This is a genomic window from Pantoea brenneri (assembly GCF_038594305.1).
Lineage (GTDB): Bacteria > Pseudomonadota > Gammaproteobacteria > Enterobacterales > Enterobacteriaceae > Pantoea > Pantoea brenneri.
The window spans coordinates 1,745,530-1,769,083 of sequence record NZ_JBCGBG010000001.1; the positions used below are offsets into that span (position 1 = coordinate 1,745,530).

General features: G+C 56.5%; 26 protein-coding genes. 12 read left to right on the top strand and 14 right to left on the bottom strand.

The genetic code is table 11. The features are described from left to right. Positions 1-73 precede the first annotated feature (73 nt). Together poxB and ltaE are read left to right on the top strand one after the other, a co-directional pair. The gene (gene poxB / locus AABB92_RS08150; protein WP_031376988.1) at positions 74-1,795 is read left to right on the top strand and encodes a ubiquinone-dependent pyruvate dehydrogenase; all 1,722 of its coding nucleotides are present in this window, start codon (positions 74-76) and stop codon (positions 1,793-1,795) included. Between the two features lie 66 nt (positions 1,796-1,861). Then, positions 1,862-2,863, top strand: coding sequence for a low-specificity L-threonine aldolase (gene ltaE, locus AABB92_RS08155; RefSeq protein ID WP_031376989.1), 1,002 nt, complete (start codon positions 1,862-1,864; stop codon positions 2,861-2,863). 11 nt (positions 2,864-2,874) lie between these two features. On the opposite strand, the gene AABB92_RS08160 is transcribed toward ltaE, so the two are convergent. After that, positions 2,875-3,699: an N-acetylmuramoyl-L-alanine amidase gene (locus AABB92_RS08160; RefSeq protein ID WP_031376990.1), complete on the bottom strand. Its 825-nt coding sequence runs from the start codon at positions 3,697-3,699 to the stop codon at positions 2,875-2,877. Continuing rightward, a complete protein-coding gene (locus tag AABB92_RS08165) occupies positions 3,696-4,016 on the bottom strand; it encodes a heavy metal-binding domain-containing protein (RefSeq protein WP_031376991.1) in 321 nt (106 codons plus the stop codon). The genes AABB92_RS08160 and AABB92_RS08165 overlap by 4 nt, the downstream gene beginning before the upstream one ends. Before the next feature lie 106 nt (positions 4,017-4,122). On the opposite strand from AABB92_RS08165, the gene AABB92_RS08170 reads away from it, so the two are divergent. The 6 genes from AABB92_RS08170 (at position 4,123) to AABB92_RS08195 (ending at position 8,609) form a co-directional block, all read left to right on the top strand. After that, entirely contained in the window at positions 4,123-4,662 is a 540-nt protein-coding gene (locus AABB92_RS08170; protein WP_031376992.1) for a lipoprotein, read from the top strand. A 224-nt stretch (positions 4,663-4,886) separates the two neighbouring features. Then, positions 4,887-5,615, top strand: coding sequence for an arginine ABC transporter ATP-binding protein ArtP (artP, locus tag AABB92_RS08175; RefSeq protein WP_069728086.1), 729 nt, complete (start codon positions 4,887-4,889; stop codon positions 5,613-5,615). Positions 5,616-5,630: 15 nt separating this feature from the next. Beyond that, entirely contained in the window at positions 5,631-6,362 is a 732-nt protein-coding gene (artJ, locus tag AABB92_RS08180; protein WP_031376994.1) for an arginine ABC transporter substrate-binding protein, read from the top strand. Between the two features lie 6 nt (positions 6,363-6,368). Then, positions 6,369-7,085 carry an arginine ABC transporter permease ArtQ gene (gene artQ / locus AABB92_RS08185; RefSeq protein WP_046288421.1) on the top strand — a complete coding sequence of 239 codons (717 nt, stop codon included), beginning with the start codon at positions 6,369-6,371 and terminating at the stop codon, positions 7,083-7,085. Next, positions 7,085-7,753 (top strand): arginine ABC transporter permease ArtM, encoded by a 669-nt coding sequence (artM, locus tag AABB92_RS08190; protein ID WP_031376995.1) that lies wholly within the window; start codon positions 7,085-7,087, stop codon positions 7,751-7,753. The genes artQ and artM overlap by 1 nt, the downstream gene beginning before the upstream one ends. Positions 7,754-7,877: 124 nt before the next feature. Beyond that, positions 7,878-8,609, top strand: a complete 732-nt coding sequence (locus tag AABB92_RS08195; protein ID WP_031376996.1) for an arginine ABC transporter substrate-binding protein — start codon at positions 7,878-7,880, stop codon at positions 8,607-8,609. A 38-nt stretch (positions 8,610-8,647) separates the two neighbouring features. Here the strand turns inward: AABB92_RS08195 and rlmC are convergent, their stop codons facing one another. From rlmC to AABB92_RS08245, 10 genes are all read right to left on the bottom strand, one after another. Then, positions 8,648-9,778: a 23S rRNA (uracil(747)-C(5))-methyltransferase RlmC gene (gene rlmC / locus AABB92_RS08200; protein ID WP_031376997.1), complete on the bottom strand. Its 1,131-nt coding sequence runs from the start codon at positions 9,776-9,778 to the stop codon at positions 8,648-8,650. A gap of 48 nt (positions 9,779-9,826) precedes the next feature. Next, a complete protein-coding gene (locus AABB92_RS08205) occupies positions 9,827-10,294 on the bottom strand; it encodes a YbjO family protein (protein WP_031376998.1) in 468 nt (155 codons plus the stop codon). 75 nt (positions 10,295-10,369) lie between these two features. Further along, the gene (gene potI / locus AABB92_RS08210) at positions 10,370-11,215 is read right to left on the bottom strand and encodes a putrescine ABC transporter permease PotI (RefSeq protein ID WP_031376999.1); all 846 of its coding nucleotides are present in this window, start codon (positions 11,213-11,215) and stop codon (positions 10,370-10,372) included. Next, positions 11,212-12,174 (bottom strand): putrescine ABC transporter permease PotH, encoded by a 963-nt coding sequence (gene potH / locus AABB92_RS08215; protein ID WP_031377000.1) that lies wholly within the window; start codon positions 12,172-12,174, stop codon positions 11,212-11,214. The genes potI and potH overlap by 4 nt, the downstream gene beginning before the upstream one ends. A gap of 9 nt (positions 12,175-12,183) precedes the next feature. Further along, a complete protein-coding gene (gene potG, locus AABB92_RS08220) occupies positions 12,184-13,317 on the bottom strand; it encodes a putrescine ABC transporter ATP-binding subunit PotG (RefSeq protein WP_031377001.1) in 1,134 nt (377 codons plus the stop codon). 123 nt (positions 13,318-13,440) lie between these two features. Then, a complete protein-coding gene (gene potF, locus AABB92_RS08225; RefSeq protein ID WP_031377002.1) occupies positions 13,441-14,550 on the bottom strand; it encodes a spermidine/putrescine ABC transporter substrate-binding protein PotF in 1,110 nt (369 codons plus the stop codon). A 386-nt stretch (positions 14,551-14,936) separates the two neighbouring features. Further along, positions 14,937-15,416 (bottom strand): YbjN domain-containing protein, encoded by a 480-nt coding sequence (locus AABB92_RS08230; protein ID WP_031377003.1) that lies wholly within the window; start codon positions 15,414-15,416, stop codon positions 14,937-14,939. A gap of 86 nt (positions 15,417-15,502) precedes the next feature. Continuing rightward, the gene (gene rimK, locus AABB92_RS08235; RefSeq protein ID WP_046288422.1) at positions 15,503-16,405 is read right to left on the bottom strand and encodes a 30S ribosomal protein S6--L-glutamate ligase; all 903 of its coding nucleotides are present in this window, start codon (positions 16,403-16,405) and stop codon (positions 15,503-15,505) included. A 21-nt stretch (positions 16,406-16,426) separates the two neighbouring features. After that, positions 16,427-17,149 carry an oxygen-insensitive NADPH nitroreductase gene (gene nfsA, locus AABB92_RS08240; RefSeq protein ID WP_031377004.1) on the bottom strand — a complete coding sequence of 241 codons (723 nt, stop codon included), beginning with the start codon at positions 17,147-17,149 and terminating at the stop codon, positions 16,427-16,429. 16 nt (positions 17,150-17,165) lie between these two features. Continuing rightward, entirely contained in the window at positions 17,166-17,417 is a 252-nt protein-coding gene (locus AABB92_RS08245) for a DUF1418 family protein (protein ID WP_031377005.1), read from the bottom strand. Between the two features lie 256 nt (positions 17,418-17,673). On the opposite strand from AABB92_RS08245, the gene AABB92_RS08250 reads away from it, so the two are divergent. Continuing rightward, positions 17,674-17,937, top strand: a complete 264-nt coding sequence (locus AABB92_RS08250; protein ID WP_031377006.1) for a GrxA family glutaredoxin — start codon at positions 17,674-17,676, stop codon at positions 17,935-17,937. A 118-nt stretch (positions 17,938-18,055) separates the two neighbouring features. On the opposite strand, the gene ybjM is transcribed toward AABB92_RS08250, so the two are convergent. After that, entirely contained in the window at positions 18,056-18,421 is a 366-nt protein-coding gene (ybjM, locus tag AABB92_RS08255; protein ID WP_046288423.1) for an inner membrane protein YbjM, read from the bottom strand. 258 nt (positions 18,422-18,679) lie between these two features. Between ybjM and AABB92_RS08260 the strand changes: the two genes are divergently transcribed. Together AABB92_RS08260 and ybjG are read left to right on the top strand one after the other, a co-directional pair. Beyond that, complete coding sequence (locus AABB92_RS08260; RefSeq protein ID WP_046288424.1) at positions 18,680-20,368, top strand: aspartate:alanine antiporter; 1,689 nt, start codon at positions 18,680-18,682, stop codon at positions 20,366-20,368. A 408-nt stretch (positions 20,369-20,776) separates the two neighbouring features. Continuing rightward, positions 20,777-21,382 carry an undecaprenyl-diphosphate phosphatase gene (ybjG, locus tag AABB92_RS08265; protein WP_031377009.1) on the top strand — a complete coding sequence of 202 codons (606 nt, stop codon included), beginning with the start codon at positions 20,777-20,779 and terminating at the stop codon, positions 21,380-21,382. Positions 21,383-21,421: 39 nt separating this feature from the next. Here the strand turns inward: ybjG and AABB92_RS08270 are convergent, their stop codons facing one another. Continuing rightward, complete coding sequence (locus AABB92_RS08270) at positions 21,422-22,624, bottom strand: serine hydrolase (protein ID WP_031377010.1); 1,203 nt, start codon at positions 22,622-22,624, stop codon at positions 21,422-21,424. Between the two features lie 272 nt (positions 22,625-22,896). On the opposite strand from AABB92_RS08270, the gene AABB92_RS08275 reads away from it, so the two are divergent. Next, on the top strand, positions 22,897-23,553 hold the full coding sequence (locus tag AABB92_RS08275) for an HAD family hydrolase (protein ID WP_031377011.1): 657 nt from the start codon (positions 22,897-22,899) through the stop codon (positions 23,551-23,553). Position 23,554: the final 1 nt, after the last annotated feature.

A 23,554-nucleotide genomic window follows, 5' to 3' on the forward strand; every position in this document is an offset into this window, starting at 1 on the left:
TTACGTCGTCTACGCTTCTTTTTTGCGGTTTTGGTCGCGCCATCGGTCTGGCGCACCCACAAAGGAGAATAAGATGAAACAAACCGTGGCGGCGCTGGTCGCTAAAACGCTTGAAAACGCCGGCGTCAAACGCATCTGGGGCGTTACCGGGGACTCATTAAATGGCCTGAGTGACAGTCTGAACCGCATGGGCACCATTGAATGGATGCCGACGCGCCACGAAGAAGTGGCGGCGTTTGCTGCAGGCGCGGAAGCGCATATCAGCGGTGAGCTGGCGGTCTGCGCCGGCTCCTGTGGGCCAGGCAATTTACACCTGATCAACGGATTGTTCGACTGTCATCGCAACCGCGTGCCGGTGCTGGCGATTGCGGCGCATATTCCGTCGAGCGAGATCGGCAGCGGCTATTTTCAGGAAACCCATCCGCAGGAGCTGTTCCGCGAATGCAGCCACTACTGCGAACTGGTATCCAATCCTGAGCAGCTGCCGCAGGTGCTGGGTATCGCCATGCGCAAAGCGATCCTCAATCGCGGCGTTTCGGTGGTCGTCCTGCCGGGCGATGTTGCACTTAAGCTAGCCCCCGAAAACGCTAACGCTGCGTGGTATCCGCCGCAGCTGCCGCAGGTTCTGCCACAGGCCGCTGAACTGGCCCAACTGGCTGAGACCCTGAATCAGGCCAGCAATATTACCCTGCTGTGCGGCAGCGGCTGCGCCGGTGCGCATCAGGAAGTGGTCAGGCTGGCGGAGACGCTGAAAGCGCCGATTGTCCATGCGCTGCGCGGTAAAGAGCACATCGAATATGACAATCCTTATGATGTCGGCATGACCGGGCTGATCGGCTTCTCTTCCGGCTTCCACGCCATGATGAATGCCGAAACGCTGGTGCTACTTGGCACCCAGTTTCCCTACCGCGCCTTCTATCCGGAAAAGGCCCGCATTATTCAGATCGATATCAATCCCGGCAGCCTCGGTTCGCACTGTCACGTTGATGAAGCTTATGTCGGCGACGTGAAAACCACACTGCAGGCACTGCTGCCGCAGCTGACCAGCAAAATCGACCGCAGTCATCTCGACAGCGCGCTGGAACACTATGTCGATGCGCGTAAAAGTCTTGACGAGCTGGCCCAGCCCAACGATAAACAGCCGATTCATCCGCAATATCTGGCGCAGCAGATCAGTCACTACGCCAGTGAAGACGCCATCTTCACCTGCGACGTCGGTACGCCGACGGTCTGGGCGGCGCGTTATCTGAAGATGAACGGCAAGCGCCGGCTGCTCGGCTCGTTTAACCACGGCTCAATGGCCAACGCGATGCCGCAGGCGCTGGGTGCCCAGTCAATTGACCGCAATCGCCAGGTGGTGGCACTGTGTGGGGATGGTGGATTCAGCATGCTGATGGGCGATTTTATCTCGCTGGCGCAGCTGAAAATGCCGGTCAAGCTGGTGATCTTCAACAACAGCGTGCTGGGTTTCGTGGCGATGGAGATGAAAGCTGGCGGCTACCTCACCGACGGCACCGAGCTGGACAACCCCGACTTTGCGGCCATCGCCGAAGCGTGCGGTATTAAAGGCATCCGGGTAGAAAAAGCATCAGAGCTGAACGGCGCGCTGGAGCAGGCGTTCGCCCATGACGGTCCGGTTCTGGTCGATGTCATCACTGCCAAAGAAGAACTGGCGATGCCGCCGCAAATTAAAATGGAGCAGGCCAAAGGCTTCAGCCTGTACATGCTGCGCGCCATTCTGAATGGACGCGGCGACGAAGTGGTAGAACTGGCGAAAACCAACTGGCTGCGGTAAAACAACAGCTTCACCCAGGCGGGCGCGATGCCCGCCTTTTTTTTCCGCCACGTTCAGGAGCTTCAGGTGATCGATTTACGCAGTGATACCGTGACCCGGCCCAGTGCCGCCATGTTAAGCGCCATGATGTCCGCCGAAACCGGTGATGATGTCTACCGTGATGATCCTACCGTTAACGCCCTTGAGGCAGAAGCGGCGCGCCTGAGCGGTAAAGCGGCTGCGCTGTTCTTCCCGACCGGTACCCAGGCCAACCTGGTGGCGTTGCTGAGCCACTGTGAGCGCGGTGATGAGTATATCGTCGGTCAGCAGGCGCATAACTACAAATATGAAGCGGGCGGCGCGGCGGTGCTGGGCAGTATCCAGCCGCAGCCGATTCTGGCCGCTGACGATGGTACGCTGCCGCTCAGCGACGTGGCCGCCGCCATCAAGCCTGATGATATTCACTTCGCCCGCACCCGCCTGCTGAGCCTGGAGAACACCCATCACGGCAAAGTATTGCCGATAAGTTATCTGGAACAGGCCTGGGCTTTTACCCGAGAGCGGCAGCTGGCACTGCATATTGATGGCGCACGCATCTTCAATGCGGTCGTCGCCCAGCAGACTACGCTGGCGGCGATCGCCCGCTACTGCGACAGCCTGACCATCTGCCTGTCAAAAGGTCTGGGTACGCCGGTCGGTTCCCTGCTGTGTGGTGATGCGACGCTGATTGAGCGGGCGCGCCGCTGGCGTAAAATGACCGGCGGCGGTATGCGTCAGGCCGGAATTCTGGCAGCGGCCGGGCTTTATGCCCTGCAGCATAACGTGACACGCCTGCAGCAGGATCACGATAATGCCGCCTGGCTGGGACAGCAACTGCATGAGCTTGGCGTGGAAGTGATTGATCAGCAAACCAATATGCTGTTTGTCCAGCTACCGGCCAACCAGGTTGAACCGCTAGCGGCGTGGATGAAAGCGCGCGACGTGCTGATCAGCGCCGGTCCCCGCACCCGACTGGTGACCCATCTGGATGCCGATCGCGCCGCGCTTGAGCAGGTGGTGGCCCACTGGAAAGCCTTTCTGCAGCAGTAATTTTTTCCCGCTTACTGCGCCGCGCCATACTTTTCCAGCAGCGCGGCCGCTATCGCGGCAGTTTCGGCATCTGCGTTGCCGCGATAGTCTGCCGGCCGGAAATGCATCTGAAACGCTGCGATCACCGTCTGCTGCTCGCGCGCGCTCATCGCCCTATTCACCGGATAGCCGTAACGCTGTAAGCGATCGACGATTACTTCAGCCGGTACCGCCACGTGCGGATCCTCACCGGCTAAGTAAAACGCCACCCGCCGGGCATCAGGCCAGGCACCCAATCCCCGCTGCGCCAGTTGCTGCCAAGGAAACAGCGGTCCGGGGTCCTGTTTACGCTGCGGGGCAATATCGCTGTGACCAACAATGTTTTCCGGCGCAATCGCGTAGCGCTGGCTGATATCACGCAGCAGCGCCTCCAGCGCAGTGATTTGCGCCGTGGTAAACGGCTGCCACTCGCGACCGGTCAGAGTACGGCGATAACCGCGATTCACCAGTTCGATGCCAATTGAGGTGTCGTTAATCCGGCTGGCTCCACGCCAGAAGCTCGGTCCGGCTTGCCAGGCGAGCTGCTGCTCCGGCACCAGTTGCCAGATGACGCCCTTACCGGCGCGCTGTGGCGGCTGCCGCGGGATCAGATAATGGGCGCTGACCTGTTGATCGGTCAGGGTTGCCAGCGAAGAGGAAAAATCTTCGGCGGTATAGTGAATCACAATCACTTTAACCCGTGGTCGCGCACCCTGGGCGGGATGCCGCAGGTCGGCCCAGTAGCCGGGACGGGATTCCACCCCGGACTGACAGCCCACCAGCATCAGCGCTGCGAGCAGCAACAGCAGGCGTTTCAACGAACGATTACCGCCGTCCCGCTGACGCTGACCATCAGCATACTGCTCTCTTTGCCGACCGTTTCGTAATCGATATCAATTCCGACAACCGCGTTAGCACCCAGCGCTTTGGCCTGCTCTTCCAGCTCTTTGAAGGCGATCTCACGCGCTTTGCGCAGCTCTTTTTCATAGGCGCCGGATCGGCCGCCGACGATATCGCGAATGCCAGCAAAAAAATCGCGGAAGATATTGGCACCGAGAATCGCTTCGCCGGTTACCACACCGCAATAATCCGTGATGCTGTGGCCTTCCAGCGTGGGGGTAGTTGAAAATTTCATCGTCTTCTCCTTGTTGAAAACCGGACTAAGGCTCTTTCGACTAAAAAGCACGGCTATACTCTATGCTAAAAAGGGCACCTTGCCAGAGAACAATAAGGAAATCGAGATGAGAAACAACGCGTTTGCGCTAATGATCCCCGCGGCCCTGCTGCTCAGCGCCTGTACCACCGTTGAGCCCGTGATTAAGGATAATGGCCCGCGTAGCGCGCCGTGCATCGAAGGCGGCCCTGACCAGGTTGCCCAACAGTTCTATGATCTGCGCGTTCAGCAGCCGACCCAGGGTCTGCCGGACAGCAACACGCTGGCAAAATATCGCCCTTACCTGAGCGATGCACTCTATCACTCACTGCAGGCCGCCAGCGGCAGTAACGCCGGCGCACAGTGGCGCAACGGCGATCTCTTCTCCAGCCTGTCACAGGGTCCGACCGCTGCCAGCGTAGCCGACGCTTCTACCATTCCTAACCGTGATGCGCGCAATATTCCGCTGCGGGTTGAACTGAGCCGCGACGGCAAGCAGTGGCAGGATGAAGTGCTGATGATCCACCAGGGCAGTTGCTGGGTAGTCGATGATGTTCGCTATATGGCGAACCCGGCACATGCCGAGGGTGGCAGCCTGAGTCAGATGCTTGAAAAATCGAAAAAATAATCACCCGTTCGGCGAGTGATAAAAAGCGCGAGGTACTGATACCCGCGCTTTTTTTGTTTCCGCTAGCCCGGCATTCGTCGGGTCATCCCGCCGGACAGCACATGATATTGTGCTAAGCTTTAGCGGTTTTCCCGGCTGTTTCATAAATTTTAACCCACCTCAATTGCATAACTATTCTGGTGACGTTAAAATCCGCGACACTAATAGCTATTCAAATCTGGCGCATGAGTATTCAACTAAACGCAATAAACTGCTTCTACGGTGCTCATCAGGCGCTGTTCGACATTAATCTTGAGTGTCCGCAAGGCGAGACACTGGTATTGCTGGGTCCCAGCGGTGCCGGTAAGAGTTCGTTGCTGCGGGTGCTGAATTTGCTGGAGCAACCCCGTTCAGGTCAGTTGCAGATCGCCGGTAATCATTTCGATTTCAGCCAGAAGCCGGCTGAGGCCGCGATCCGTGAACTGCGCCAGAACGTCGGAATGGTGTTCCAGCAATATAATCTCTGGCCGCATCTGACCGTGCTGCAGAACCTGATGGAAGCGCCCTGCCGGGTGCTGGGTCTGAGCAAGAGTGACGCGCGTGCCCGGGCAGACAAGCTGCTCGATCGTCTGCGTCTGACGCCCTACAGCGACCGTTTTCCGCTGCATCTCTCCGGCGGTCAGCAGCAGCGGGTGGCGATTGCCCGCGCCCTGATGATGGAGCCGCAGGTGCTGCTGTTTGATGAGCCGACCGCTGCGCTCGACCCGGAAATTACCGCTCAGATTGTCACCATTATTCGCGAACTGGCCCAGACCCGGATTACGCAGGTGATCGTTACCCATGAAGTGGAAGTGGCGCGTAAAACCGCCAGCCGCGTGGTCTACATGGAAAATGGTCACATTGTGGAACAGGGTGATGCCAGCCGCTTTACACAGCCGCAAACCGAGGCGTTTGCTCACTATCTTTCGCACTAAGTCAGGATGCTAACAATGAAAAAAGTCGTACTTGCTGCACTGCTTGCTGGTTTTAGCCTGAGCGCCACCGCGGCGCAGACCATTCGTTTCGCCACCGAAGCCTCTTACCCTCCGTTTGAGTTCGTCGATTCAGACAACAAGATTCAGGGCTTCGATGTCGATCTGGCGAATGCATTGTGTAAAGAGATTGATGCGACCTGTACTTTCACCAACCAGGCGTTCGATAGCCTGATCCCCAGCCTGAAATTCCGTCGCTTTGATGCGGTGATGGCCGGCATGGATATCACCCCTGAGCGTGAAAAACAGGTGCTGTTCAGCAAGCCTTACTACGACAACTCGGCGCTGTTCGTGGCGCAGAAAGGGAAAGTGGCCAGCATTGAGGCGCTGAAAGGCAAGCGCGTCGGCGTACAAAACGGCACCACTCACCAGAAATACCTGACCGAAAAGCACAGTGAAATCACTACCGTGCCGTACGACAGCTATCAGAATGCGGTGCTGGATCTGAAAAATGGCCGTATTGATGCGGTATTCGGCGATACGGCGGTGGTTAATGAGTGGCTGAAGCAGAACGCGACGCTGGCGCCAGTGGGCGAGAAAGTCACCGATAAAGCCTACTTTGGTACCGGCCTCGGCATTGCAGTGCGTACCGGCAATACCGATCTGCAAACCAAATTCAACGGTGCGCTGGATAAAATCAAAGCCGACGGCACCTACAAAACGATCTACAGCAAATGGTTCCCGCAGTAATTTCTGATGAATGAAATGATCCCACTCGCAAGCGCCGCCGGCATGACCGTCGGCCTTGCCGTTTGTGCGCTTATCGCCGGCCTGGTGCTGGCGATGATTTTCGCTGGCTGGGAGTCACTACGCTGGAAACCGCTGGCGTGGATCGGCACCGGTCTGGTCACCCTGATCCGCGGTCTGCCGGAAATTCTGGTGGTGCTGTTTATCTACTTTGGCGCCTCTCAGCTGCTGCTGACCCTCTCCGACGGTTTCACCCTCAATTTCGGCCTGTTTCAGTTACCCATTCAGGTAGAAATTGAAAACTTCGACGTCAGTCCGTTCCTGTGCGGCGTGATTGCGCTGGCGATGCTGTATGCCGCCTACGCCTCACAAACCCTGCGCGGGGCGCTGAAAGCAGTGCCGATCGGCCAGTGGGAATCGGGTCAGGCGCTGGGAATGAAAAAATCGGCGATATTTCTGCGTCTGATTATGCCGCAGATGTGGCGGCATGCCCTGCCAGGACTCGGCAATCAGTGGCTGGTACTGCTAAAAGATACCGCACTGGTGTCGCTGATCAGCGTCAACGACCTGATGCTGCAAACCAAAAGTATCGCCACACGAACTCAGGAGCCGTTTACCTGGTTCCTGGTGGCTGCGGCTATCTATTTAGTGATCACCTTGTTCAGCCAGGCGGTATTGCGCCGCATTGAGCTGCGCACCACCCGATTTGAACGGGGGAACAGCTGATGCTGGCGTATCTGCCCGAATTACTGAAAGGATTACACACCAGCCTGACGCTGACCGCGGCCTCGCTGGTGCTGGCGCTGCTGCTGGCGCTGCTGTTCACCGTGGTGCTGTCGCTGAAAACGCCGGTGCTTAATCCGCTGGTAAAAGGCTTTATCACATTGTTTACCGGCACGCCGCTGCTGGTGCAGATCTTCCTGATCTATTACGGTCCGGGACAGTTTCCGTCGATCCAGCAAATCCCCTGGCTATGGCACCTGCTGTCGCAACCGTGGCTGTGCGCCATGCTGGCGCTGTCGCTCAATAGCGCGGCTTACACGACCCAACTTTTTTACGGCGCGGTGCGGGCTATTCCGTCCGGTCAGTGGCAATCCTGCGCTGCACTCGGCATGAACCGCAAAGATACGCTGCGTATTCTGCTGCCTTATGCATTTAAGCGCGCCCTCTCCTCTTACTCCAATGAGGTGGTGCTGGTGTTTAAAGGCACTTCGCTGGCCTATACCATTACCCTGATGGAAGTGATGGGCCACGGTCAGCTGCTCTACGGTCGCACCTATGATGTCACGGTGTATGCCGCCGCCGGGCTGGTTTATCTGTGTGTTAACGGGGTGCTGACGCTGATGATGCGGCTGATCGAGAAACGCGCACTGGCCTTTGAACACCGTAACTGATGGTCAGGCGAGCCCGCTCGCCTGATACGCCTGGACAATCACAACGATTGCATAAAAATTCATTATCTGGCAGGGTAAGCAGCTCTCAGAGTAGTGAACAGGTTGTGATTACAGGAGTCGTATAATGAAAAAATGGATTGTTGCCGCCACGCTGGCTTCGCTGGCCCTCAGCGCCCAGGCCGCTGATAAAATTCGCTTCGCCGCCTCGGCGACTTATCCGCCGTTTGAATCGCTGAATCGTGAAAATCAGCTGGTCGGTTTCGACATCGATCTGGCGAAGGCGCTTTGCCAGCAGATGAAGGCCGACTGCACCTTCACCAACAATGCGTTCGACAGCCTGATCCCTTCGCTGAAGTTCCGCCGCTATGACGCGGTTATTTCCGGTATGGACATCACCGCCGAACGCAGCAAGCAGGTCGATTTTACCCAGCCCTACTACGCCAACTCCGCAATCGTGATCGCCCGCAAAGGCCAGTTCAGTGATTTTGCCGCCCTGAAGGGCAAGCGTCTTGGTGTCGAGAACGGCACCACCCATCAGAAATACCTGCAGGAAAAACATCCTGAGGTGACGGTGGTGGCGTATGACAGCTATCAGAATGCGATTCTGGATATGAAGAATGGGCGTCTGGATGGGGTGTTTGGTGACAGCGCCGTGGTGAATCAGTGGCTGAAGACCAACAGCGATCTGGCAACCGTCGGCGAGCACGTTACCGATGCAGACTACTTCGGCACCGGCCTCGGCATTGCAGTGCGCAAAGGCAACACCGAATTACGCGATCGCTTTAATCATGCCCTCGCCGAACTGAAAGCCAATGGCCGCTGGCAGCAGATTAACCAGCAGTGGTTCCCTGAATAAATGCAGATGCGGGCTCAGTGTCTGAGCCCGTCTTACGCTTAGCGCGGCTGGCGGGTTAACAACGCCAGCACTTCAAAATGGGCGGTGTGCGGGAACATATCAAACAGCTGCACCTTGCTAATCTGATAATCATTCAGCCGGGCTACGTCTTCTGCCAGCGTCTGTGGGTTACAGCTGGAATAGAGCAGATAATCGGGTGCCATCTGACTAAGAAAATCACACAGTTCAGCGCCAATGCCGCGTCGCGGTGGGTTAACCAGCACCAGCTGTGGCACCGCGTCCCGGCCAGTGGCAAATTCGGTCGAGTCCAGCGCAGCAAACTGCACTTTTTCCAGTCCCATCATCTGCGCTGAACGCTGGGCGCATTTAATCGCCTCGGCGCTGATTTCAATGCCGGTCAGCGTCATCTCTGGCGTGGCGCAGTGCAGGCCAAATCCCCCTACGCCGCAGAACAGATCCCACATGCTGGTGACCGGCAGCTGCTGCACCCATTGCCGGGCGGTGGCGTAAAGCGTGCTGGCAACCTGTGGATTGGTCTGGAAGAAACTTTGCGGACGAATCCACAGCGGCACGCCGTTAAAATTTTCGGCCAGCGACTGTGCTGGCGTCAGCGCAATCTCCTGCTCCCCTTCCAGAATCGCCATATGTACCGGCTGAATATTGGCGGAGATCACCGTCAATTGCGGCAACTGCTGTTGCAGCTCCGGCAGTGCCGCGCGCAGTTGCGCCAGCTTGGTGGTCGAACGCAACACAAAGCGCAGCATCATGCCGCCCTGACTACTGCCGGTCAGCAACAGATACTTCAGCTCGCCCCGTTTGCGTGCCACGTTGTACGGCGTCAGCCCGGCGCGGGCGATAAACGGCCGCAGCGCAGCAAACACCGGCTGAAAACTGGCTGGATAGAGCGGGCAGTCGCACAGATCAACCGCCTCGCCATTGCGCTGAACCATGCCGAACACCGGACGCTCCACGCTACCGCTGACCACCATCTTGGCTTTATTACGAAACGCCTGCTGCGGCGAGGTGATCGGTGGCAACCACTGCGCCACCGGCCGATCGGCCAGCAGCTGTTCCAGCCATGACTGTTTGTCAGTCAGCTGTTGGGTATAGGGTTTTTCCAGCCACTGGCAGGAGCGGCAACGGTTAGCGTCATAGAGCGCGCAATGCATGGGAAAGCCTGTATTCACGGTGGAGAGGTCGGGCGGAGCGCGATTGTATCATCGCTTGCTGAAAAATGCGCGACTGCTGAGCGGCAGAAACAGCAGCAGCAGCACCAGCAGATCCGGCAGCTTTTGCAGCAGGGTGTGATGGACGATCTGGACATTATTCGCGCCATCAATGCTGAATATCTCCGGATAGATCCAGCCCATGGAGGCCATCAGCATATAACCCAGCACAATCACCTGGGTGGCGACATAGCCCCAGCGTCCCCGGTTGCTGCCGCGCATCAGGGTAAAGGCGCAGCGCAGTTCGAACAGGAAGATCAGCTGGCTGGCGACAAAGATAAAGGTTGAGTCCCAGGCCTGGGCGCTGCGGTGGACAAAGTTGGCGAGCTCGCTGTAGCCAAGCTCATTTGCCAGCATCAGCACGCTCAGGCAGCGCGTCGCGATAATGGCAATGCCCGCCACGGTGACCGGAACCGGTGCCTCGGTCAACGTGCGGCTGCTTTTAAGGATTTCTGACATAGTCCGTGACTCCACCTGATCAAAAAACGGGCCGGTAAAACCAGCCCGTTGTTATAGTGGCAAATGTTACGGATTTCAGCCACGTTTAGCTTTCTGAATATCGCTTAAACGTTGTTTTTCTTCATGTGCCATCACCCGCCAGGCGATAAAACCGACTAAACCGACCACGAACAGGATCAGTGAGGCGAGCGCGTTGATTTCCGGATTGACGCCACGCCGCACGGTGGCAAAAATCGCCATCGGCAAGGTGGTCGCGCCAGGGCCGGTTACAAAGCTGGAAATCACCAGATCGTCGAGAGACAGCGTAAACGCCAGCAGCCAGCCGGTGACGATAGCCGGAGCAATCATCGGCACGGTAATCACGAAGAACACTTTGAGCGGCGTTGCGCCCAGATCCATCGCGGCCTCTTCAATCGAGCGGTCCAGTTCGCGCAGGCGCGAGTTGATCACCACGGCGACATAGGCGGTACAGAACGTAACGTGCGCCAGCCAGATGGTCAGCATGCCGCGCTCGCTCGGCCAGCCAAAGGCGTTGCCCATCGCCACAAACAGCAGCAGCAGCGACAGCCCGGTGATCACGTCGGGCATCACCAGCGGTGCGGTCAGCATAAACGCAAAGCCGTTATGGCCACGGAAACGGCCGAAGCGCACGATAATCACCGCCGCCAGGGTTCCCAGCACCACCGCCATGGTGGCGGAGAGCGCGGCGATACTCAGACTCAGCATCACCGCGTCAATCATCGCGCTATCCTGAAACAGCACCCGGTACCAGTGGAAGGAGAAGCTGTCCCATACCGTCACCAGCTGTGAGCTGTTGAAGGAGTAAACCACCAGCAGCAGCATCGGCGCATAGAGGAACAGGAAACAGCAGACCAGAATCCCGGTACGCCAGGGCGAGCGAATGGTCGGCAAATTGTTCATGCCTTCTCCCCCATCTCACGGTTTTGATGCTTATGGAACCAGATGATCGGCAGAATCAGGATCAGCAGGATAATGACCGCCAGCGCCGACGCGACCGGCCAGTCACGGTTATTAAAGAACTCCTGCCACAGAATACGGCCAATCATAATGCTGTCCGGACCCCCGAGCAGTTCCGGGATCACGTACTCACCGACTGCCGGAATAAACACCAGCATCGAACCGGCGATTATCCCGCCTTTGGTAAGCGGAACGATCACGCTGAAAAAGGTTTTCAGCGGACGCGCGCCCAGATCCAGCGACGCTTCAACCAGCGAGTAGTCGATACGCGTCAGCGCGGTGTAGATCGGCAGCACCATAAACGGCAGATAGCAGTAAACGATGCCGATATAGACCGCGGTATTGGTGTAAAGGATCACCAGCGGATGATCAATCACGCCCAGCCACAGCAGAAAACGGTTGAGGATACCGTTATTGTTCAGCAGCCCCATCCAGGCGTAGACCCGCACCAGAAAGGAGGTCCACGACGGCAGGATCACCAGCAGCAGCAGGATAGTGCGCATCGACGGCTTGCTGTGCGCCACCGCCCAGGCCAGCGGATAGCCCACCAGCAGGCAAATCACCGTCGAGATGGCCGCCACTTTCAGCGACTGCAGATAGGCGTCGACGTAGAGAGGATCGTCGGTCAGCGTCAGGTAATTGGCAAAGTTCAGCACAATACTGAACTGATCGTCCGCCCAGCTGACCAGTTCGGTATAGGGTGGAATGGCGCGCGCAATGTCAGCGAAGCTGATCTTAAGCACCGTCAGGAACGGCAGCAGGAAGAACAGCACCAGCCAGACATAGGGTAAAGCGATCACCAGTTTGCGGCCGTGCTGCATTTTAATTCGCGTGGCCCAGCGTTGCAGCGGCGTGCCGACCAGCCGGGCCGGCGCTTTGCTGCGTTGGAAAATCTGGCTCATGGCGTCTCCTTAAACCGTCAACACCACGCAGCTGTCGCTCTCCCAACAGAGGCGGACTTCATCGCCCCAGGTCGGCAACCCTTTGCGGTAGCGATGCGCGTTTTGCAACTGTGCGCTGATCATCTGTCCGCTGTGCAGACGGACATGGAAAATCGACAGGTCACCGAGATAGGCGATATGCACCACTTCACCGACGGCAAAGTTGCAGCCATCGGCTGGCACCTCATCGCACAGCATCACTTTTTCGGGACGCAGCGCGACGTGAACCGGCAGGTTATCCACCACCGAGACATCGGAGTCGACCTTCAGCGGGTGCATCAGCCCTGGGCTGTCGATAACCAGACCATCCGCCTGACGTTCGCGCAGCAGCCCTTCAAACACGTTCACCGAGCCGATGAATTCGGCACTGTAGCGGCTGGTCGGATGCTCGTAGATCTCTTCCGGCTCGCCAATCTGCACGAACTTGCCGCGATTCATGATGGCAATGCGGCCCGCCATGGTCATCGCCTCTTCCTGATCGTGGGTAACCATGACGCAGGTTGCGCCCACCCGCTCGAGGATATCAACCACCTCCAGCTGCATGCGATCGCGCAGCTTCTTGTCCAGCGCGCCCATCGGTTCATCCAGCAGCAGCAGCTTAGGCCGTTTCGCCAGGCTACGCGCCAGCGCCACACGCTGACGCTGACCACCGGAGAGCTGATGCGGCTTACGCCTGGCAAACTCCTGCATATGCACCAGCGCCAGCATTTCCGCCACCCGACTGGTGATTTCGCCCTTCGGCAACTTATCCTGCTTCAGACCAAAGGCGATATTCTGCTCCACCGTCATGTGCGGAAACAGCGCGTAAGACTGGAACATCATATTGATTGGCCGCTGATAAGGAGCGACGTGCGACAGATCCTGGCCATCCAGCACAATCTGGCCGCTGGTCGGCGGCTCGAAACCCGCCAGCATCCGCAACAGCGTGGATTTGCCACAGCCCGACGCGCCCAGCAGGGCAAAAATCTCGCCTTTGTATATGGTCAGACTGACATCATCGACAGCATGCTGTCCGTCGAACGATTTTGTCAGATTGCGAATTTCCAGCAGCGGCGTTAACGCCTTTGCGGTTTTATTTTGAGGACGGGGAATGGCATCGTTCACTAACGTATCTCTCCGGAGCCAGGCGGAACATCGCGGCAAAATCCGCCGCTAAAAATGGCACAACAGAGGCCGACACTGCGCCTCTGTTGCTGATGCGTAATCAGTCAATCCGTTCAGAACGAATTACTTACCACTTTTTACTTTAGTCCATGCACGGGTACGCACACGATCCAGTTTCGGATCCTGAACTTTGAGCACGAACAATTTCGACATCGCTTCTGGCGTCGGGAAGATGCCTGGGTTGTTGCGGACGTCAGCATTGATCAGCGGCAGCGAAGCTTTATTGCCGTTGGCGTAGTTCATCTTGTTCGAGACATCCGCGATCACTTTTGGATCCATGATGTAGTTCAGCCAGGCGTAGGCACCATCAAGATTCTTCGCGTCTTTCGGAATTGCCATCATGTCGAAGAAGGCCAGAGCGCCCTCTTTCGGCACGCTGTAACCGAGATGCACGCCATTTTTGGCTTCATCGGCCCGGTTTTTCGCCTGCAGAATGTCACCTGACCAGCCAATCGCCACACAAATATTGCCGTTAGCCAGATCGTTGATGTACTGCGACGAATGGAAATAACGAATGTTCGGACGCAGTTTCAACAGCAGATCGGTGGCCGCGCCTGAATACTCTTTGGCGTCAGAACTGTTCGGATCTTTACCCAGATAGTTGAGCACGGTAGCGAAAATTTCTTCCGGCGCATCAAGGAAAGAGACGCCACAGCTTTTCAGCTTCTCCAGATTTTCTGGCTTCATCACCAGATCCCAGCTGTTAACCGGTGCATCTGCGCCGAGTACCGCTTTGACTTTATCGATGTTGTAGCCGATACCGGTAGTGCCCCACAGGTAAGGAATGGCGTATTTGTTGCCCGGATCGTGCTGCGCCACTTTTTCCATCAGCGCCGGATCGAGGTTTTTATAGTTAGGCAGTTTGCTCTTATCCAGCGGCTGGAACACGCCGGATTGCAGCTGACGCGCCAGGAAGCTGGAGGATGGCACCACCACGTCATAGCCGGTGCTGCCAGCCATCAGTTTGCCTTCCAGCACTTCATTGGAGTCAAACACGTCGTAAACCACTTTGATGCCGGACTGCTTTTCAAAGTTCGGCACGGTATCTGGCGAGATATAATCAGACCAGTTATAAACGTGCAGCGTTTTATCTTCCGCCATGGTGCTGGCAGACGCGGCCATCAGCACGCCAGCTACCACACCTGACAACCATTTCTGACGTTGGTTGAACATGTTTTCCATCCTCCTGAGCGGGTCATCACAACGCTGCAAACCAGTGATCCATACGTTGCGTTCTGTGTGTAAGGTCAGTGACACAATGAATCATTATTCAGCGGAAGTGTAATAGCAAAAACCATTAGCTGTGGCGCAGTTACGCGGCTGTCACAGCCCCGCAAGAATAGCCCCCCGACTCAGACTGCACCAGACCTCAGCGTAAAAAACGCCTAAAAGCGATATTTTATGCATGTTTAAGCTATGAGGTTCGGCTTTACTGGCATAAAGAACGACAAATATCTGGCACTAAAGGGCAAAGTGCAGAATAAAAAATTATAGCTATCCGGTGCGACGGACATAAAAAAAGCCGTCACAGGGACGGCTTAACGGGCAATCGGGTCTGATCAGTGCAGCACGGAGTGCACGCTGGTCACCGGCACATGCTCTTCCTCTTCACCAATCATCAGCAGATTGTTAGCAAACGCCTCAAGGATCACCATTGAGATCTGCTCTTCACTCTGTTTCATAAAGTGAGAGAACTGACCAAAGGTTAACCCTGCGGTGATGGTCATTGACTGACAGACAATCAGCTTCGGCAGGTTATCATCCTGAATGTCGATGAACGCTTTCACCGTCAGCGAACTGGCATTAATTTGCGACAGGTCACCTACCAAAGGAATCAGCGCCGTGGGCTTCACTTCAGCCAGCGCCGAAAACAGAATGACGTTGTCGACCAGATCGATTTTGGCGTCAAACACCCCGTCGAAGTTTTGCATATGCGGCAGATGTAGTGCCTGACAGGCATCGCATTCGAACCAGGTGATATTTTGCTGATCCAGCCAGCGACGCAACAGGTCGATATCCGGAACGACAAGAGAATCCATCGTAAAATTCCATGGGGTGATAAACAGGCGACTTAGCTTACGGAAAAATGCGCGTCGATGCCACGAAAACCGCTGAAAAGCGCGTGTCAGCCCGCGGTTTTAGGACGGAGCCCGGGGATAGCCTGCTGCTCAATCCAGCCAATCATCAGCCCGGCAATGTCCAGACCGCTGCTGGTTTCGATCCCTTCGAGACCCGGCGAGGCATTGACCTCCATCACCAGCGGACCCCGAGCGGCACGCAGGATATCGACCCCGGCGACGTCCAGCCCCAGCGTGGTCGCCGCTTTGACGGCAATCTGCCGCTCCTGCTCAGTAATAGTGACCGGATACGCCTTGCCGCCACGGTGCAGATTGGAGCGAAAGTCGCCCTCTTTTGCCACCCGCTCAATCGCCGCCACGACCTGATTGCCAATCACCAGACAGCGAATATCACGGCCGCCCGCCTCTTTGATGAACTCCTGCACCAGAATATGGGCATTCAGACCGCGAAACGCATCGATAACGCTTTCCGCCGCCTGGCGCGTTTCGGCCAGCACTACGCCGATGCCCTGGGTGCCTTCCACCAGTTTGACCACCAGCGGCGCGCCGCCGACCATGGCGATCAGATCCTCGGTATCGTCCGGCGAGGAAGCAAAGCCGGTGACCGGCATATCGATTCCCTCGCGCGCCAGCAGCTGCAGCGATCGCAGCTTGTCACGTGCGCGGGTGATCGCTGCCGACTCATTCAGCGGGTAACTGCCGCTCATCTCAAACTGACGCAGCACCGCCGTACCGTAAAAGGTGGTCAGAGAGCCGATGCGCGGAATGACCGCATCAAAGTGGCCGAGCGGTTCACCGCAGTAGTGCACGGCGGGCGAGGCGGGATTGATGTTCATGTAGCAGGAGAGCGGATCGATGATTTGCACCTGATGGCCACGGCCTTCGGCCGCCTCACGCAGCCGCCGGCTGGAGTAAAGCGTTTCATCGCGCGACAGAATGGCTATTTTCATCGTCCGTTCTCCGCCGTTAGCTTAGCGCGTTGCCCAGCCCTGCTGATGCAGATAATCCAGCATAAACGGGCGCGTTTCTTTGATAATCAGGCGCTGAATCAGTTCGCTCCAGGTTTCGCTGCGCTGGTTGCTGTCACGATGCTGATAGTAAAGCTCGGTGCGGCTGTCATAGTCCGCCAGTACCGCCGGATCGAGCGGCTGGTAGCGGTTTTCATGCACCAGCATTGCGTGCGGCATGCGCGGTTTCACATCCGGGCGGGTTTCAGGATGGCCCAGGCAAAAACCAAACAGCGGCAACACAAATTTTGGCAGGCCGAGCAGAGTGGTTACCTCGGCGATGTTGTTACGGATACCGCCAATGAACACCCCACCCAGATCCAGCGATTCGGCCGCCACCATGGCATTCTGCGCCATCAGCGCGGTATCGACACAGCCGAGCAGCAGCTGTTCAGCGCGGCCCAGCTGGGCATCCGGACAGATCTGCAGGTGACGATTAAAGTCAGCGCAGAACACCCAGAACTCGGGTGCATCTGCCACCCACGACTGACCGCCGGTCAGGGTGACCAGCTGGTCGCGCAGCGCACGGTCAGTGATACGAATAATAGAAGAGCACTGTAAAAAACTGGATGTGGACGCCGATTGCGCCGCATTAATAATCGCTTCACGCTGCGCCTCGCTGACGGGCTGGTCGGTGAAGGCGCGAACAGAGCGGTGGCTGCACAGTAAATCAATGGTCGGTGTCATAAAGTCTCCAGCAACATTATCTTTTTTTGTCAGTATGATTAAACAGCTGCGGCGCGATCGCTTTTGCGGTGCGCCACATTAATAGCCAGGCGGCGGGCAGCATCAAAACAATACCCGCGATAAACAGCCCGGTCGCCAGCGTCCTGACGTTCAGCGTGCCGGGCGCGGGCAGCCAGCGGTTCACCAGCAGCAATGCGGCCAGAATCATCAGGCCGCCAAGCGCTTCCAGCACCAACACCGTGCGGGGTAATCTGGCGACATTCTGCATCGTCCTCTCCTGCCTTAGCCGGTTATTGAGCGTCAATTATGGTTAACAACCCGCAAATTGCCCACCGTTCAGGGTGAGCCACGGACAGAAAAAAAACCTGCCCGGCTGATAACAAGGTTCCAGCCGCTATAGGTGGCGGGCATCAGACTAACAGGCAAATCCTGCTTCCTTTAAGCGATACGAGCGGGCATCATGATTGCCATTCTCAGTTTTATTGTGTGATGTAGATCACGCACCACGCTGCAAGGAGTTCTTCATGATTGCTGTAATTTTTGGTCGTCCGGGCTGCCCATATTGTGTCCGTGCTAAAGAGCTGGCGGATAAACTCACTGCTGAGCGTGATGATTTTAGCTATCAGTATGTGGATATTCAGGCAGAAGGCATTACTAAAGCCGATCTGGAAGCCAGCGCCGGTAAGCCAGTCACCACCGTGCCGCAGATTTTCCTGGATGATAAACACGTCGGCGGCTACACCGAATTCGCCGCATGGACCAAAGAAAACCTGGGCTTTGTCGCTTAATTAGCGGTTGCAGGCTGGGTAATGAAAAAGGCGAGACGCGGTTACCGGTCTCGCCTTTTTGCTGGGCAGCGTCTGACTGTTTCTCAGCCCCGGCCCTTTATGCCGGGCCGGGGCCGCTTTAGTTCAGCGAGGCCATCACTATCTGCATCAGGCGCACCAACAGCGCGCCGCAGCCAGCCCAGAACATGGCGCTCACGCTCCAGGCGACCACAAACAGCCCGCTGGCATGGACCAGCAGCGTATTATTTAACAGCAGCACGGCCACCAGGGTGCCCCACAGCGCCATCAGCAAGGTACTTTTTAACGGACTTTCCACCTGCATCAAGGCCATCACGATACCAGGCAGCATAAACAGCAGCAGTTCAGGCTGACCATGCAACGGGCCAGGACCGGTTTGCCAGAAGTGGCAGGTAAAAACAAACACCAGACTATAAAGCACCACCCCACACAGGCGGATCGTCCAGAGATAAGAACGCTGCGGCATAACACCTCACTGACTAAAAATTACCCGGATAAAACTTGCCTGTATCCCTGCTGCGTTCAGGTGGAAATAAAAAGAAACAGTTCGTTTTGATAACGAATGAAATTAGCCAATGGCTGAGGAAGATTTTTCTGATTAGAATAGCCGCCGTTACACCGGTCGCATTTGCAACACTGATACAACGCACCCCCGACGGCTTGCTCAAGATAGCGAAAAACAAGCCTCTCTTCAACAGGTTACACGTAAACAAGAAGTTAAACAGTGAATATTAACGTCGCAGAATTGTTAAGTGGAAATGACGTTTTGTTATTATTTGTCGTTTTGGCGCTCGGGCTCTGCCTGGGGAAATTGCGTCTTGGCTCGGTTCAGCTGGGAAATTCGATCGGCGTATTAGTGGTTTCCCTGTTATTAGGCCAGCAGCACTTTACGATCAATACCGACGCATTAAGTCTCGGCTTTATGCTGTTTATTTTTTGTGTTGGCGTCGAGGCCGGTCCCAACTTTTTCTCGATATTCTTTCGCGACGGCAAAAACTATTTCATGCTCGCTATCGTGATGGTGGTCAGCGCGCTGATTATGGCACTGGGGCTCGGTAAGCTGTTTGGCTGGGATATCGGCCTGACGGCGGGCATGCTGGCGGGCTCAATGACCTCAACGCCGGTGCTGGTCGGTGCCGGCGATACGCTACGGCAAAGTATCAGCGACAGCAAACAGCTGGGATTGATGCAGGATCAGCTCAGTCTCGGCTATGCCGTGACCTATCTGATTGGCCTGGTCAGCCTGATCTTTGGCGCGCGTTACCTGCCGCGCCTGCAGCATCAGGATCTGCCCACCTGCGCGCAGCAGATCGCTCGCGAGCGCGGGCTGGATGCTGACAGCCAGCGCAAGGTGTTTTTACCGGTGATCCGTGCTTACCGCGTCGGCCCGGAACTGGTGGCGTGGAGCGGCGGCAAAAACCTGCGTGAACTCGGTATCTATCGCCAGACCGGCTGCTACATTGAGCGCATCCGCCGTAATGGTATTCTCGCCAGCCCGGATGGCGATGCGGTACTGCAACTCGGCGACGACATCTCCCTGGTCGGTTATCCCGATGCGCACGCCCGTCTCGACCCCAGCTTCCGTAACGGCAAAGAGGTGTTTGACCGCGATCTGCTGGATATGCGAATTGTGACCGAAGAGATTGTGGTGAAAAACCACAATGCGGTGAACAAACGGCTCAGCAAACTTAATCTCACCGATCATGGCTGCTTCCTTAACCGGGTGATTCGCAGCCAGATTGAGATGCCGATTGACGACAGCATCATGCTGAATAAAGGCGATGTATTGCAGGTCAGCGGCGAAGCGCGACGGGTTAAAAGCGTGGCGGATCGCATTGGCTTTATCGCTATCCACAGCCAGATGACCGACCTGCTGGCCTTCTGCGCCTTCTTCATCGTCGGCCTGATGATTGGTCTGATTACCTTTCAGTTCAGCAACTTTAGTTTTGGCCTCGGTAACGCTGCCGGCCTGCTGTTTGCCGGCATTATGCTCGGCTTCCTGCGCGCCAACCATCCGACCTTTGGCTACATCCCTCAGGGCGCACTCACCATGGTGAAAGAGTTCGGGCTGATGGTGTTTATGGCCGGCGTGGGGCTGAGCGCTGGCAGCGGTATCAATCACGGCGTCAGCAGTGAGGGTGCGCTGATGCTGCTGTGCGGACTACTGGTCAGCCTGATCCCGGTGATTATCTGCTATCTGTTTGGTGCCTACGTACTGCGAATGAACCGCGCGTTACTGTTCGGGGCCATCATGGGTGCCCGCACCTGCGCACCAGCGATGGAGATTATCAGTGACACCGCACGCAGCAATATTCCGGCGCTGGGCTACGCCGGAACTTACGCCATTGCTAACGTGCTGTTGACGCTGGCGGGTACGCTGATCGTGATTATCTGGCCGCTTTTGCCCTTATAAAATTTTTTTGTATACGTCCAGAACTTTTTTGTTAAGGGGTAGTCTGAATAAGTGCCACTGCTTTTCTTTGAAATCCCCAAATTGTGGAGCCCGCTGGTCTTTTTCCCGGCGGGTTTTTTTATGCCCTTTTTTCCGCCATGACGCCCCCACTCCGGATTAAAGCGCGGCCGTCCGGCTGTCAAACTTAAACAGTCAGGCAACCCATAAGCAGATTAAGAGCCTTGCTATGGACGAAACCCAGGGTAAAAAGCAGGATAGTGCGCCGGTGCTGTTAGCAATTTGTGCTGAATATTTTGGTTAGCGCGTTGTCGCTGACGTTTGATTTGCCGCTGTAGTCAGTCTGTGTCTGCCCGTGCGGGTAGCGTAGCCGTTGACTGGCGGCCTGTTTGCAGAGGAATGTCCCCCATAATGGAAGAGTTAAACCGCTCATTGTTTATCGCCATCAATGCCACGCCTGCGTCACCCGCCTGGCTGCTGCAACTGGCAACCTTTATCGCCAAAGATCTGATTGCCATCGTGCCGCTGTTAATCGTCGCGCTGTGGCTGTGGGGACCACGCGACCAGGTCTCTTCACAGCGGGTGCTGGTGCTAAAAACCGGCATGGCTTTACTGTATGCGCTGGCGATTTCCTGGTGTGTCGGCCAGCTGTTACCGCACCCTCGCCCGTTCGCGATTGGACTCGGCCATCAGTTCCTGCACCACGCAGCGGATGATTCCTACCCCAGCGATCACGGCACCACTATCTTCACCTTTGCGCTGGCCTTTATTTTCTGGCATCGCCTGTGGTCAGGGGTGATTCTGATGCTGGCCGGTATCGCCATCGCCTGGTCGCGCATCTACCTTGGCGTCCACTGGCCAATGGATATGCTGGGCGGTTTCCTGGTTGGCTTACTGAGCTGTCTGGCCTCCCATCTGGCCTGGCAGATCTACGGCGAGCGGATGCTGGCGGTGATTAATCCGCTCTACCGATCGCTGTTTGCCCTGCCGATTCGTAAAGGCTGGACTCAGGATTAAAAAGAAGGGACGCCGCGGCGTCCCTTCTTTTTATCAGAATTATGAGAACCACTTCCCGAACCAGCCGTTGAATTTCATCATTACGAAATCCACCATCCGGCTGAAGAAGCCCCCTTCCGGCACCTCCTGTAATACCACCAGCGGACGCTGGTCGACGGTTTTGCCATCCAGCTGGAAATCAATGGTGCCCACCACCTGATTCTTCTTCAGTGGCGCTTCGAGCTGCGGCGAATTGAGCTTAAAGCTCGCCTTCAGATTTTTCATCTGCCCTTTCGGGATGGTCAGCGCGGCATCTTTCGACACGCCAAGGTTGACCTGACTCTTATCGCCAAACCAGACCCGCTGCTGCGCAAACGGCGCGTCGGCCTTAATCGGCGTCACGGTTTCATAGAAGCGGAAGCCCCAGGTGAGCAATTTTTCGCTTTCGCGGAAGCGAATCGCATCGCTGGCAGTACCCAGCACTACCGAAATCAGTCGCATATCGCCTTCGGTTGCCGAGGCCACCAGGTTATTACCGGCACCGGAGGTGTGGCCGGTTTTGACGCCATCTACCTTAAGATTGGTGCTCCACAGCAGACGGTTACGGTTCATCTGGCGGATTTTATTGAAGGTGAACTCTTTCTCTTTATTCAGCGCATACTCTTCCGGTACGTCGCGAATCAGCGCCTGGGCAATTAACGCCATATCCCGCGCCGTGCTGTACTGTCCCTCAGCATCCAGCCCGTGAACCGTCATAAAGTGGGTGTTCTGTAACCCCAGCGCTTTAACGTAGTTGTTCATCAGGCCGATAAACGAGTCCTGGCTGCCCGCCACGTAATCCGCCAGCGCGATACAGGCGTCGTTACCGGACTGGATCACAATGCCCTTGTTCAGCTCATGGACCGGAATACGGTCACCCGGTTTTAAAAACATCAGCGACGAACCGCGCAGCTTAGGGTTGCCGGTCGCCCAGGCATCCTGCCCTACCGTAACCAGATCGTCCGGCTTAATTTTGCCGGCTTTGATCGCCTGACCCACCACGTAGCTGGTCATCATTTTGGTCAGACTGGCGGGATCGAGACGCTGATCGGCGTTCGACTCGGCCAGCACTTTGCCGCTGGCATAATCCATCAGTATCCAGGCTTTGGCATCAATGCCAGGCGCGGCAGGTGCCTGTTCAGCAAAAGCGCCGATCGGGGCGATAAGAAGTAAAGAGGTGGCAGCGAGTAGCCGCAGGCGAGAAGCAACGCGAGTGTTTGTCATGGGCTTGACCGGATTGTCCTTGTTAAATCGGGATTCTGGAGGCAGAAAACCTCCACTCAGAACGCTAACCGTTGGAGGCAGCGAAAAAAACCGCCGAATCGTAAAGTTTTTTAGAGTTTAGTAGAGTAACCCTGGCATCCCCAACGCGCGCGTGCCAGTTTCGTCCCCTGCTGTCGCCACCAAAAATGCGTGCAATTCCGATTTTTCGCAGAACAGTTAAGCCGGTCACAATTATCAGCTAACCTGAAAGCCAGTCACCGAGGAGACCGACCATGGACTTAGCCCTATTTGATCTGGATGAGACGCTTATTAGTGAAGACAGCACTGGCCTGTGGTTACGCTGGCTGGTATCGCAGGGCTTCGCCCCCCGCGAGCTGATCGACCAGGAACAGGCCCTGATGGCGCAGTATTATGCCGGCACGCTATCGATTGAAGAGTACATGAATACCACCCTGGCCCCGCTGGCGGGCATGGCAACCCTGACCGTTGAAGGCTGGGTCCGTCGCTTTATTCATCGCGACATTATGCCGCGCGTCTATCCTGCTGCACGTGAGCGTATCGAGTGGCACCAGGCGCGTGGCGACAAGGTGATGATTATCTCCGCCAGCGGCGAGCATCTGGTACTGCCGATTGCCGAAAAGCTGGGTGCCTGCGGAGCGCTGGCGATAGGCGTCGAGATCGTCGATCAGCGCTACAGCGGTAAAACCTACGGCACCATGACCTACAAAGAAGGCAAAGTGACGCGACTGGGCGACTGGAAAGCGCTACAGCAGGGTGAAGCCTTCGGTCACACCTGGGCCTACAGCGATTCGATGAACGACCTGCCGTTACTGGAACAGGCCGATCACGCGCATGTAATTAATCCTGACAAACTGCTGCACCAGGAGGCATTAAACCGGGGATGGCAGGTCTGCCACTGGGCTCGCTAAG